General features: G+C 68.0%; 10 protein-coding genes. 3 read left to right on the top strand and 7 right to left on the bottom strand.

All coding sequences use genetic code 11. From position 1 onward, the window contains the following. The first annotated feature begins 32 nt into the window (after positions 1–32). Genes ACX9OT_RS13855 through ACX9OT_RS13865 form a run of 3 tightly spaced genes read left to right on the top strand, consistent with a single transcriptional unit; the run spans position 33 to position 5,708 of the window. Positions 33–1,286: a TolC family protein gene (locus ACX9OT_RS13855; protein WP_277778820.1), complete on the top strand. Its 1,254-nt coding sequence runs from the start codon at positions 33–35 to the stop codon at positions 1,284–1,286. After that, entirely contained in the window at positions 1,283–2,488 is a 1,206-nt protein-coding gene (locus ACX9OT_RS13860; protein ID WP_277778819.1) for an efflux RND transporter periplasmic adaptor subunit, read from the top strand. The genes ACX9OT_RS13855 and ACX9OT_RS13860 overlap by 4 nt, the downstream gene beginning before the upstream one ends. Positions 2,489–2,498: 10 nt before the next feature. Further along, entirely contained in the window at positions 2,499–5,708 is a 3,210-nt protein-coding gene (locus tag ACX9OT_RS13865) for an efflux RND transporter permease subunit (protein ID WP_277778818.1), read from the top strand. Positions 5,709–5,841: 133 nt separating this feature from the next. On the opposite strand, the gene ACX9OT_RS13870 is transcribed toward ACX9OT_RS13865, so the two are convergent. The 7 genes from ACX9OT_RS13870 to ACX9OT_RS13900 all read right to left on the bottom strand — a co-directional run bounded on the left by ACX9OT_RS13870 (position 5,842) and on the right by ACX9OT_RS13900 (position 12,623). Next, positions 5,842–7,614 (bottom strand): DUF885 domain-containing protein, encoded by a 1,773-nt coding sequence (locus tag ACX9OT_RS13870; RefSeq protein ID WP_049424257.1) that lies wholly within the window; start codon positions 7,612–7,614, stop codon positions 5,842–5,844. A gap of 257 nt (positions 7,615–7,871) precedes the next feature. Continuing rightward, positions 7,872–8,219, bottom strand: coding sequence for a lipid-A-disaccharide synthase N-terminal domain-containing protein (locus tag ACX9OT_RS13875; protein WP_005414908.1), 348 nt, complete (start codon positions 8,217–8,219; stop codon positions 7,872–7,874). After that, complete coding sequence (locus tag ACX9OT_RS13880; protein ID WP_107433458.1) at positions 8,219–8,941, bottom strand: glycosyltransferase family 2 protein; 723 nt, start codon at positions 8,939–8,941, stop codon at positions 8,219–8,221. Before ACX9OT_RS13880 ends, ACX9OT_RS13875 begins: the two co-directional genes overlap by 1 nt. Before the next feature lie 89 nt (positions 8,942–9,030). After that, positions 9,031–9,996: an NAD-dependent epimerase/dehydratase family protein gene (locus tag ACX9OT_RS13885; RefSeq protein ID WP_049424262.1), complete on the bottom strand. Its 966-nt coding sequence runs from the start codon at positions 9,994–9,996 to the stop codon at positions 9,031–9,033. Between the two features lie 46 nt (positions 9,997–10,042). After that, positions 10,043–10,777 carry a suppressor of fused domain protein gene (locus ACX9OT_RS13890; RefSeq protein ID WP_277778817.1) on the bottom strand — a complete coding sequence of 245 codons (735 nt, stop codon included), beginning with the start codon at positions 10,775–10,777 and terminating at the stop codon, positions 10,043–10,045. A gap of 125 nt (positions 10,778–10,902) precedes the next feature. Continuing rightward, positions 10,903–11,826, bottom strand: a complete 924-nt coding sequence (locus tag ACX9OT_RS13895; protein ID WP_005411652.1) for a ParB/RepB/Spo0J family partition protein — start codon at positions 11,824–11,826, stop codon at positions 10,903–10,905. Further along, positions 11,826–12,623, bottom strand: a complete 798-nt coding sequence (locus ACX9OT_RS13900; RefSeq protein ID WP_019661751.1) for a ParA family protein — start codon at positions 12,621–12,623, stop codon at positions 11,826–11,828. Before ACX9OT_RS13900 ends, ACX9OT_RS13895 begins: the two co-directional genes overlap by 1 nt. Between the last annotated feature and the right edge of the window lie 88 nt (positions 12,624–12,711).

Here is a 12,711-nt window from a genome sequence, read left to right on the forward strand (position 1 = left end):
GCTCCCGTTTCACTCACAACCGGAATCCCCCTATGTCGATCCTGACACCTCGGTCGCCGCGCGCGGCCGGGCTGGTCGTCGCCGTGTTGCTGGGCCTGGCCCCGGCGGCACCGGTGATGGCGCAAGCCGCCCCCTCCTACGACACCCTGCTTGAACGCCTGGACCAGCTGCCCGGTACCCGTGTGGGTACGGCACTGGCCGAGGCCGCCGATGCGCGTGCCGACCAGGCCCGTGCGTTGCCCAATCCTTCCCTCTCCTACTCCGCCGAAAACGCCTGGGGCACCGGCTCCTATGGCGGCATGGGCAAGGCCGATACCGTGCTCACCCTGTCCCAGCCGCTGGAGGTCTGGGGCCAGCGTGGCGCGCGCGTCCGTGCGGCCCGGGCCGAAGCACAGGCCGCCAACCTGCGTGGTGCCCAAAGCCGCAGCGACGTGGCCAGCCAGCTGGCGGTGGTCTACGCACAGGCGGAAAGTGCACTGCGCCGCTACACCCTGGCCGAAGAAGCACTGACCCTCACCCGCGATGACGCCAACGCCGTCAACGCGATGGTCAAGCAGGGCCGCGAACCCCAGCTCCGTGCGGTGCAGGCGCAGAGCGAAGTGGCCAACGCCAGTGCTTCACTGGATGAGGCACAGGCCTTCCGCGATGCCGCGCTGGCCCGCCTGGCCGGTGCCGCGCTGCTGGATGCACCGGTGCAGTCGATCAAAGACAGCCTGCTCGACCGTGCGCCGCCGCTGCCGCGTGGCGCCACCGACGTGGCACTGGCGGTGCGCATCGCCGAAGCCGAAGCCGATGCGGCGGGCAAGCTGGTCGAGGTGGAGCGCAAGCGTGCCCTGCCCGACCTCAGTGTCACCGCCGCGCAGACCCGCTTCCGCGAAGGCGGCGAGCGTGCCTACAACCTCGGGGTCAGCCTCAGCATCCCGCTGTTCGACCGCAACCGCGGGGGCATCCGCGCCGCCAATGCCGACCAGCGCGCGGCCGAGGCCCGCCTGGACCAGCAGCGCCGCGACAGCGAGGCGGCACGTCTCTCCGCCGTAGCCGGACTGAAAGCCGCCGGAAGCCGGACCCGCGCCGCCGATGAAAGCGTGGTCGCCGCCGAAGAGGCGTATCGCCTGGCCCGCGTCGGCTTCGACGCCGGACGTATCTCGCAGCTGGAACTGCGCAGCACGCGCAGCGCCCTCATCGCCGCCCGCGGCACCGCCGTGGATGCGCGCCTGTCGCGCGTCGCCGCGGAAATCGATCTTGCCCGCCTGGAAGGGCGCGCACCTTTTGTGGAGGCCAAATGACTCTCTCCCGTACTTTCCCGCTGATCGGCGGCGTGCTGCTGACCATGCTGCTGGCCGGCTGCGCCGGCAACGCGCAGACGCCTGCCAATGAAAACCCCGCTGCGGCCAAGGCCGGCACCGACGATGGCCACGGCCATGCCGCCGGCAGCAAGGAAGCCAAGGCAGAAACCGCGAAGGCGCCTGCTGACGCCGACGAAGGCGTGGTGCAGCTGACCCCGGAGCAGATCAAGGCCTCCGGTATTGAAGTGGTCGCGATCGGTCGCGGTGGCGGTGGTTCCACGCGCCTGTCCGGCCGGGTCGAACCGTCGGTCGGCGCACGCGCGTCGGTGGCCTCCACGGTGACCGGCCGCGTCGAGCGCGTGCTGGTCGCGCCGGGCACCGCGGTGAAGCAGAACCAGGCGCTGGCGATCGTGGTCAGCGGCGAAGCGGCGGTGTTCCGCGCCAATGCGCTGGCCGCAGCGGCCGAAGCCGAAGCCGCGCGGCTGGCCTATGGTCGCGACAAGGCGCTGGTCGACCAGGGCGTGGTCGCCCGCCAGGAGATGGAAGCCTCGCGTGCACGTTCGCTGGCGGCACAGGCCCAGGCTGCTGCCGCGCAGGCCCAGGCCGCCGCCAACGGTGCGCCCGATGCCAGCGGTCGCGTGCGCATCACCAGCCCGGTGGCCGGCATCGTCGGCAACGTGCAGGTCACCCCGGGCGGCGTGGTCGCCGCCGGCAGCGCGGTGGCCGACGTCGCCGACCCGACGATGAACGAGCTGGTGTTCACCGCACCGCCCGCGCTGGCCGCGCAGGTCACGCCCGGTATGAAGCTGGAAGTCAGCGTGCCGGGTGGCAGCTTCACCGCCACCGTCACCGGTTCGGCCGCCGATGTGCGCCAGCAGGGCGGCGTCGCGGTCATCCGTGCCACGCCTGTGGATGCGTCGCTGCCGCCGGCCGGTTCGCCGGTATCGGCCGTAGTGGTCACCGAAGGCCAGGACGGCTCGCTCAGCGTCCCGGCCGATGCAGTGCAGAACGTCGATGGCAGCAGCGCGGTGTTCGTCGCCGTCGAAGGCGGCTTCAAGGCGCAGCCGGTGCTGGCTGGGCGCCGTGCCGGTGACCGCATCGAGATCCTCGGTGGCCTGACCGGCAGCGAGCGCATCGTTGGCAGCAACGCCTTCCTGCTCAAGGCCGAACTGGCCAAGGGCGAAGCCGAGCACGGCCACTGAGGAAGCGACCATGTTCAAGCTGATCATTGAAACAGCGGTGCGCCACCGCTGGCTGGTGGTGTTCATGGCGGCGCTGATTGCTGCGGTGGGCCTGTTCCAGCTGGGCAAGCTGCCGATCGACGCGGTGCCGGACATCACCAACCGCCAGGTGCAGATCAACACGGTGGCACCGGCGCTGACGCCGGAGCAGATCGAGCGGCAGGTGACCTATCCGCTGGAAACCGCGCTGGCCGGCATTCCCGGCCTGACCACCACGCGTTCGCTGTCGCGCAATGGCTTCTCGCAGGTCACCGCGATCTTCACCGATGCGACCGACATCTACTTCGCGCGCCAGCAGGTGGCCGAACGCATGCGCGAGGCATCTGAAGACCTGCCCGATGGCACGTCGCCGATGCTGTCGCCGGTTACCACCGGCCTCGGCGAAGTGCTGATGTGGACCGTGGACTTCACCGCGTTCGATCCGGCCAGGCTGGCCAAGCCGGGTGAAGCCGGCTGGCAGGCTGGCGAGGTCTACCGCACGCCGGAAGGCAATCTGCTGCGCACGCCGGAAGAACGTGCCACCTACCTGCGTACCGTGCAGGACTGGATCATCGCGCCGCAGATGCGTTCCAGCCCGGGGCTGGCCGGCGTCGATACGGTCGGTGGATACGTCAAGGAATACGGCGTGCATCCGGACAGCGCACGGCTGGCCGCGCACGGCCTCGGCCTGGCCGATCTGGTCACCGCCCTGCAGCGTTCCAACGTGCAGGCCGGTGCCGGTTTCGTGCAGCGCGCCGGCGAAGGACTGGTGGTGCGTGCCGATGGCCTGGCGCTGACCACCGAGGATCTGGCACAGGCCCCGGTGGCGACCCGCAATGGCGTGGTGGTGCGCGTGGCCGATGTGGCCGAGGTCGAGCTGAGCCGCGCGCCGCGCCTGGGTGCGGCCAGCCGCAACGGCCATGAAGCCGTGCTGGGTACCGCGCTGATGATTGCCGGCGGCAACAGCCGCACCGTGGCGCAGGCCGCTGCGGCGCGCCTGGAGCAGGTGAACAAGTCGCTGCCGGCCGACATCGTGGCCGCGCCGGTGCTGGACCGCAGCGTGCTGGTCAATTCCACCATCAAGACCGTGGCCAGGAACCTCACCGAGGGCGCGCTGCTGGTGGTGGTGGTGCTGTTCCTGCTGCTGGGCAACCTGCGTGCAGCGACGATCACCGCGCTGGTGATTCCGCTGTCGTTCCTGTTCGCAGTGATCGGCATGAACCGCTTCGGGATCAGCGGCAACCTGATGAGCCTGGGTGCGCTGGACTTCGGCATCCTGGTGGACGGTGCGGTGATCGTGGTCGAGTCGACCCTGCTGATGCTGGGCCAGCGCCGCGCCGAACTGGGCCGTGCGTTGACCGCGATGGAACGCCTGCGCGTGGCCGCCGATTCGGCGATGAAGATGGCGCGCCCTGCGGCCTTCGGCCAGCTGATCATCCTGCTGGTGTTCGCGCCGATCCTCACGCTGGAAGGTGTGGAGGGCAAGACCTTCCACCCGATGGCGGCGACCTTCATGCTGGCCCTGGTCGGTGCCTTCCTGTTCTCCTTCACCTTCGTGCCGGCGATGGCCGCGCTGCTGGTGCGCGAGCCGAAGGTGAGGGACGGCGATACGCATGCCGAAGATGGCGAGCACGAGACGAAGCTGATCCGCGTGCTGCGTGCACGCATCGAACCGGTGGTGCGCAAGGCCGTGGCGCATCCGCGCACGGTGCTGGCCGGTGCGGTGATGATGGTGGTGGTGGGCATCGGCGCGTTCTCGCTGTTGGGCCGCGAGTTCATGCCGACGCTGGACGAAGGCAACGTGGCGATGCAGGCCCTGCGCGTGCCGTCGACCTCGCTGGAGCAGTCGCTGGCGATGCAGCTCGCGCTGGAGAAAGCGATCGCCAAGCAGCCGGAAGTGGAAACCGTCTTCTCGCGTACCGGTACCGCCGAGGCGGCCATCGACCCGATGCCGACCAACATCTCCGACAGCGTGATCGTGCTGAAGCCGCGCAAGGACTGGCCCGATCCGAAGCTGGCCAAGGACGCACTGGTGGCGCGCTTCGAAAAGCTGGCCGGGCAGCAACTGGGCAACAGCTTCGAGTTCAGCCAGCCGATCGAACTGCGCTTCAACGAGCTGATCTCCGGCGTGCGTACCGACCTGGCAGTGATGATCTTCGGCGATGACTTCAGCCAGCTGCAGAAGGTGGCTGACCAGGTGGCGCTGAAGCTGCGTGCGGTGAACGGCGCGGCCGACGTGCGGGTGGAACAGATCTCCGGCCTGCCCACCCTGAACGTGGCGATCGACCACGTGGCGGCGGCGCAGTACGGCCTGACCGCCGCAGACGTCAGTGATGCACTGTCCACCGGCATTGGTGGCACCGCGGCGGGCAAGATCTTCGAAGGTGATCGCCGCTTCAACGTGGTGGTGCGCCTGGACGATGCCTCGCGCAACGATCCGGACCAGCTGGCCTCGCTGCCGATCGCCACGCCATCGGGGTTGGTGATTCCGTTGTCGTCGGTCGCGCGCATCACGGTCAGCGAAGGACCGAACCAGATCAGCCGCAACAACGGCAGCCGCCGCGTGGTGGTGCAGGCCAACGTGCGTGGCCGTGATCTGGGCGGCTTCGTGGGGGAAGCACAGGCGGCGGTGGCAGACGTGGCGCTGCCGCCGGGTGCGTACCTGACCTGGGGCGGTCAGTTCGAGAACCTGCAGCGCGCGGAGAAGCGACTGGCAACGGTGGTGCCGGTGGTGTTCCTGCTGATCGGCAGCCTGCTGTTCATGGCCCTGCGCAGCGGCAAGGAAGCCATTCTGGTGTTCAGCTGCGTGCCGCTGGCGCTGGTCGGCGGCATCCTCGCGCTGCTGCTGCGTGGCATGCCGTTCTCGGTATCAGCGGCGGTCGGCTTCATCGCCGTCTCCGGCGTGGCCACCTTGAACGGCCTGGTGCTGATGCAGGCGATCCGCGAACGCCTGGATGCCGGTGACCTGCCGCTGCAGGCAGCGATCAACGGTGCATCGAGCCGTATCCGCGCGGTGCTGACCACCGCGCTGGTGGCGATCGTCGGCTTCATTCCGATGGCGATTGCCAGCGGTTCCGGTGCGGAGGTGCAGAAGCCGTTGGCGACAGTGGTGATCGGTGGCCTGATCACCGCCACCGTGCTGACCCTGCTGGTGCTGCCGACCTTTGCGGCGCGGGTAGCCAAGCCGCGGGCGGTGGGCTGAAAGACCACGGGGTCGGATCATGCGATCCGACCCCGTTTTCCGATCCCTGGTAGTGCCGGCCGCTGGCCGGCAATGTCGAACAATTGCGGTGCATGCGGGTTGCCGGCCAGCGGCCGGCACTACCCTTGCACGGTCAGGCCTTCTTGCGCTCGGCGATGTAGGCCTGGATCTGCTGTTCCAGCACCGGCAGCGGCACCGAGCCCTGCTTGAGCAGGGTGTCGTGGAAGCCCTTGATGTCGAACTTGTCGCCCAGTTCCTTCTCGGCCTGCGCGCGCAGGCGCACGATGGCGATCTCGCCCAGCTTGTAGCTCAGCGCCTGGCCCGGCCAGGAGATGTAGCGGTCCACCTCGGTGGTCACTTCATGCTCGCTCAGCGCGGTGTGGTCACGCAGGTAGGCCAACGCCTGCTCGCGGGTCCAGCCCTTGCTGTGCACGCCGGTGTCGATCACCAGGCGCGCGGCGCGCCACATCTCATAGGTCAGGCGGCCGAAATCCTCGTACGGGGTTTCGTAGATACCCATCTCCACGCCCAGCTTCTCGCAGTACAGCGCCCAGCCTTCGCCGTAGGCGGAGATGTAGGCGTTGCGGCGGAACTCGGGCAGGTTCTTCTGCTCGGCGGCGATGGCACCCTGCAGCGCGTGGCCCGGATCGGATTCATGCAGGGTCAGCGCCGGCAGGTTGTACAGCGGGCGCGACGGCAGGTTGTAGGTGTTGAGCCAGTAGGTGCCCATGCCACCGCGGCCGGCGGTCCAGAACGGCGCGATGTCCGGCGGCACCGGCACGATGGTGAAGCGCGCGCGCGGCAAGGTCATGTACTTGCCCAACTGACCGTCGGCCCGCTTGGAGATCCATGCGGCGCGCGACAGCAGCTCTTCCGGCGTCTTCGCATAGAACTGCGGATCAGTGCGCAGGAAGGTCAGGAACTCGGCGAAGCTGCCCTTGAACTTCACCTGCTTGATGATGTCGTTCATTTCCTTCTGGATGCGTGCAACTTCATCCAGACCGATGCGGTGGATCTCGTCCGGCGACAGGTCCAGCGTGGTGTATTCGTGGATCTGCTGCTTGTAGTACGCCTTGCCATCGGGCATCGCTTCGGCGGCCAGCGTGGTGCGCGCCTGCGGCACGTACTCGTTGACGAAGAAGGTGCGCAGCTGCTGGAACGCCGGCACCACCTTGCCGCTGATCGCTTCACGCGCCTGCGCCTGCAGCCTGGCCTGCTCGGCGGCCGGAATGCTGTTGGGCAGCTTCTTGAACGGCGCGTACAGCGGCGATTCGGTCGGGTCTTTCAGCTCGGCGACGGTGGCGATCGACACCTCGCGGCCATCGAGCACCGCGCGCGGCACGCTGAAACCTCGCTTCAGGCCGGCGCGCATGTTTTCGGTCTGCTGGCCGAAGTAGCGCGGCACATCATTCAGGCGGGCGATGTAGTTCTGGTAGTCCTGCACGGTCTTCATCTCGCGCCGGGCCATGAAGGACAGGTTGGACCAGAACGAGGAGTCGGCGTTGAACGGCATCTCGTAGCCGCGCAGACGCGTTTCTTCGGCCAGGTTGAACACCTGGTCACGGTAGATCGCGTAGTTGACCTGGTTGTCGGGCGACAGGGTCTTCGGGTCGATCTTCTTCAGTGCAGCCAGGGTTTCATCCCACACCTTCAGGCGCGCCTGCTGCGCGGCCGGGCCGACGTCGGGCATGCGGGTGGCATTGGCCGGAGCGTCCTCGTCCTCACTGGCCTCGCCGCCGCCCTCCTGGCGCCACTTCCATTCCTTCTCGTACAGCGCGCGGAAGGCGGCATCGGCGGGCGATTCGGTGGCCACGCTGGCCGGTGCGGCGGCGGCGGGCGGTGCGGCCAGGGCTACGGCGGGGGTGGACAGGGCGATCAGCAGGGCAACGGCAAGACGGGTTTTCACGAGCACAGGTTCCCGGGAAGGCAGACCCCGATGATGGCACCGCCCACGGCCCGTGGCATGGGACGAAGGTCCTGCCTGCGCAGCAGGCCGGGGCCCCGGTAGCGGCCAACCTTGGTTGGCCCCCCAAACCCAGCGCCGACCAAGGTCGGCATCTACCGTAGCGTGGCAGACCGGGGCTCCGGTAGCGGCCAACCTTGGTTGGCCCCCAAACCCAGCGCCGACCAAGGTCGGCAGCTACCGGATGAGGCCCCGAAGACCTAGTGGCTGGCCTTGTCCCGCTTCCAGCCCCGGTGCTTGATGTCCAGCTGCAGGCTGTACAGCGCGGTGAACGCCGGGAACAGGTTCTGCAGCACGCCCACCGAGTCCTGCTTGGCCGAGAACAGGAAGTAGCTCAGCGTCATCAGGCTGCCGACCACGCTCATGTACCAGAACAGGCGCGGGATCACCGGCTTGCCCGCACGCTTGGACGCGATGAACTGGACCAGCCAGCGGCCCCCGAACATCAGCGCGCCGGTGTAGCCGATCAGCTTCCAGCCGGTCACATGCAGGCCGGTCCAGTACAACCAGGTCAGCGGCTGGTCGAGCCAGTGCAGCTCCAGGTCCATCAACGCTCCTCCACTGCGGTGCGCTTGCTGCGGGTGATCAGCCACGCCACGCCGCGCAGGTCACGGATACCGACCAGTGCACGGCCCAGGTTGTTGTACTTGGACACGCCGGCGGTACGGTGGCGGTGGTTGACCGGCACGCTGGTGGTCTTCCAGCCGGCACGCTGCATCAGCGCGGGCAGGTAGCGGTGCATATGGTCGAAGTACGGCAGGTCGAGGAACGCGCTGCGCTCGAACAGCTTGATGCCGCAGCCGGTATCGGGCGTATCGTCGCGCAGCATGCGTGCACGGATGGCATTGGCCCACTTGCTGGCCCAGCGCTTGCTGCCGCTGTCCTGGCGGTTGACGCGCCAGCCGGCAAACAGCTTCACCTGCGCCTCGGCCGCAGCGCGCGCCGCCAGCAGCTTGGGAATGTCGGCCGGATCGTTCTGCCCGTCACCATCCAGGGTCGCGATCCACGGCGCACGTGCGTGCTTGACGCCGGTGCGCACGGCGGTGCTCTGCCCGCTCTGATTCACATGGTGCAGCACCCGCAGTTCCGGGGTGGTCGCCTTCAGGCCCTGCAGCACCACCAGGGTGTCATCGCGCGAGTGGTCGTCGATGTAGACGATCTCGAACGGAAGTCGCCCACGCAGTGCGGCGGTAATTTCGGCAACCAGCGGGGCGACATTGTCGCGTTCGTTGAACACCGGGACGACAACGGAAAGCTCGGGTTGGCTCATAAGGCACTCGGCCAAAGGGGGACAAAGACCGCGCATTCTCCGAAGCCGAGGTTATCCGAAGATGAATCCGGCTGTGTGAGGATCCCTCCTCAGGCGCGGTCGCCAAAATACTCGCGGCACCACTGCACGACGGGGGGCAACCCTGCTTCGATCGGGGTCACCGCGTCGAAGCCGAATGCGTCATGGGCGCGCCGGGTATCGGCCATCGTGCGCACCATGTCGCCCGGCTGCATCGGCTTGTAGACCTTCTGCGCAGGGCGGCCGGCAGCCTGCTCGATCACGCTGATGAAGCGCTCCAGCTCGACCGGCGTATGGTTGCCGAGGTTGAACACCCGGTGCGGTACCGGACCATCGGCCGGATGCGCGAGCGCGCCGAGAATACCGGACACGATGTCGGAGACATGTGTGAAGTCGCGCTGCATGCGGCCTTCGTTGAACACGTCGATCGGCCGCCCGGCCAGCACCGCGCGCGAGAACAGCAACGGTGCCATGTCCGGCCGGCCCCACGGGCCATACACGGTGAAGAAGCGCAGGCCGGTGGCATGCAGGCCGTACAGCTGCGCGTAGGTGTAGGCCATCAGCTCGTTGGCCGCCTTGGTGGCCGCATACAGCGAGCGCGGCTGGTCCACGCGCTGGTCCTCGGAGAACGGCGGCGTGGCCGAATCACCGTAGACCGAGCTGCTGGAGGCATAGACCAGGTGCTGCACGCCACGGTGGCGGCACAGCTCGAGCATGTTGACGAAGCCGACCAGGTTGCTGTCGACGTAGGCCTGCGGGTTTTCCAGCGAATAGCGCACGCCCGCCTGTGCAGCCAGATGGATCACCGCGGTCGGCTTCACCTCGTCGAACAGCGCAGCCAGGCCCTGCTGGTCGGTCAGGTCCAGGGTGCGCAGGTCCAGCGTCGGGCACAGCGCGGCCACGCGGTCGCGCTTGATCTGCGGGTCGTAGTAGTCGTTGAAGTTGTCCAGGCCGACCACCGGCTGGCCCGCCTCCAGCAGCGCGCGGGCGGTATAGGCACCGATGAAGCCGGCAGCGCCGGTAAGCAGGATGGTCATGGCAGGGGCCCGGAAGCAGAAATTCAGGCCCCTGATGTTACCGGTCTCAGAACAAACCGAAACGCTTCCTGGCGACGTTGACCCGGCCCGGCTCGATCACATCGTTGATCTGCTTCGCATCGAAGCGGTCGAGCAGGGCGTCGGCGCCCTTCTTCAGCTTCAGGTCCATCTCTTCCGGGTACAGCGGCACCAGGCTCATGAAGCTGATGGTTCTGCCGTCCTCCAGCGCCAGCGTGGCGAAGTCCTCCGGGGCGGTCACCGGCGACAGCACGATGGCACCGTCGAAACCCACGCCCGGCGCATAGGGCTCGCTGGGATGGCCGTTGGGAATGGTGTGGCCGAAGCCCAGCCAGGTGTCGTACTCGTGCGGCAACCGCGCCATGCCCTTCAGCAGGCGCACCGGCCAGTAATTGCGCTCGTCCTCGAAGGCGTCCTGGGACATCGGCCAGTCGGCCGGCAGGGTCACCATCAGCTCCATGTAGCGCGGCACGTCCGCGTCCACCTCGGCGGGCACGGTCATCGGCAGGTCGCTCATGCCGGAGGTGACCAGGCGCAGGTACGGGCAGTGGTCATTGGCCGGCACCACGTGCACGTCGATGTGCACCAGGTCGGAGATGATCTCGTGGAAGACACCGGACACCGGGCCCAGATGGCGTTCGAGGTGGGCGCTGATCGCCTCGATGTGCTGTTCTTCGCCGATGGCGGGCACGAAGTCCTTTTCGCGGCGATGTACCAGTATCTGGGTGCCGTCCGGGCTGACGTCCTCGTATTCGTTGCTCATGTCCTGTTCCCTGGATGAGGCCACGGACCGGAGAGCGGTGCATCCCCGGCACGCGCGGCGGTGCGTTCCCTGTCATCTGCAGGACGCGGCGGGAACAGGCCGCACCCCCTGGCGCTGCGCCGGGCTCAGCCCTGGCGCGTACGCAGCTTTTCCAGCACGCCGTCCAGGGTATCCAGATCGGTGTAGTGGATGATCAGCTTGCCCTTGCCGCCCCGGCCGTGGTTGATCGCCACCTTGGCACCCAGTGCTTCGGACAGTTCGGTTTCCAGCGAGGCGATGTCGGCCTGCTGCACCTTCGGCGTCGCCACCGGGCGGTTGCTCGGCACCTTGCCGGCGGCGAAGGCCTGCGCACGGCGCTCGACCTCGCGCACCGACCAGCCTTCATCGGCCGCTTCCTGCGCCAGCTTGCCAGCCAGCTCGGGAGCCAGGGTCAGCAGCGCGCGGGCGTGGCCCATTTCCAGGCGGCGGGTTTCCAGCAGCAGCCGGATCGCCACCGGCAGCTCCAGCAGGCGCAGCAGGTTGGACACCGCCGCGCGCGAGCGGCCGACGGCCTCGGCGGCCTCGGCATGGGTCAGGGTGAACTCGCTGATCAGGCGCTGCAGCGCCTCGGCTTCTTCCAGCGGATTGAGGTCTTCGCGCTGGATGTTCTCGATCAGCGCCATCGCGATGACGGTGCGGTCTTCCAGCTCGCGCACCACCACCGGCACTTCGTCCAGGCCGGCCAGCTGCGATGCGCGCCAGCGGCGCTCACCGGCGACGATTTCGTAGTTGCCTGCCGGCAGCTGGCGCACCAGGATCGGCTGGATCACGCCCTGCGACTTGATCGAGTCGGCCAGCTCGGAGAGCTTGCCCTCGTCCATCTCGCGGCGCGGCTGGTACTTGCCCGGCTGCAGCTGGCCGACCGGCAACTTGCGCAGCACTTCACCCGGCAGCGGTTCGATCACCGCAGTGGTGGCCTGCACCTGGCTGACCGCGCCTTTCGGGCCCAGCAGCGCGTCCAGGCCACGGCCGAGGCCTCGCTTCTTGGCTGCCGGCTTGCTGCTGGTCATCAGACGGTCTCCACGGCCTTGCCGGCCTTGTTGCGTTCGTTGTTGCGGCGGATGATCTCGCCGGCCAGGCCCAGGTAGGCCACGCCACCGCGCGAGGCACGGTCGTAGCCGACGATGCTCTGGCCATGGCTGGGTGCCTCGGCCAGGCGCACGTTGCGCGGCACGATGGTGCGGAACACGCGGTCGCCGAAGTGCTCGGTGAGCTCGGCCGACACTGCGTTGGCCAGGTTGTTGCGCACGTCGAACATGGTGCGCAGCACGCCTTCGATCTCCAGCGCCGGGTTCAGGCTGGTGCGCAGCGCTTCGATGGTTTCCACCAGCGCGCTCAGGCCTTCCAATGCGTAGTACTCGCACTGCATCGGCACGATCACCGAATCGGCGGCGGCCAGCGCGTTGAGCGTCAGCAGCGACAACGCCGGCGGGCAATCGATCAGGATGTAGTCGTACTCGTCGCGGATCGGCGCCAATGCGCGCTTCAGGCGCTGCTCGCGCTCGCTCTGGCCCATCAGCTGGATCTCAGCGGCGGTCAGGTCGATGTTGCCCGGCAGCAGGTCGTAGCCTTCGGCGGTCTGCACGCGCACATCGGCGGCGCTGTTCTCGCCCAGCAACAGATCGCAGGTGGAGGCCGCCAGCTCACGCTTGTCCACGCCGCTGCCCATGGTCGCGTTGCCCTGCGAGTCCAGGTCGACCAACAGCACGCGCTTGGGTGCGTTGGCCAGGGAAGCGGCCAGGTTGACGGCGGTCGTGGTCTTGCCGACGCCACCCTTCTGGTTGGCGATGGCGATGATGCGGGCCATGCGGGTGTGCCTCGTCGACGGATGGTTGGGACCGGTCATTATGCGTACAACCGGCCCCTTGCGGAAATCGTGGATCGCCAACCCGTTG

It is taken from the genome of Stenotrophomonas genospecies 3, from assembly GCF_054473855.1.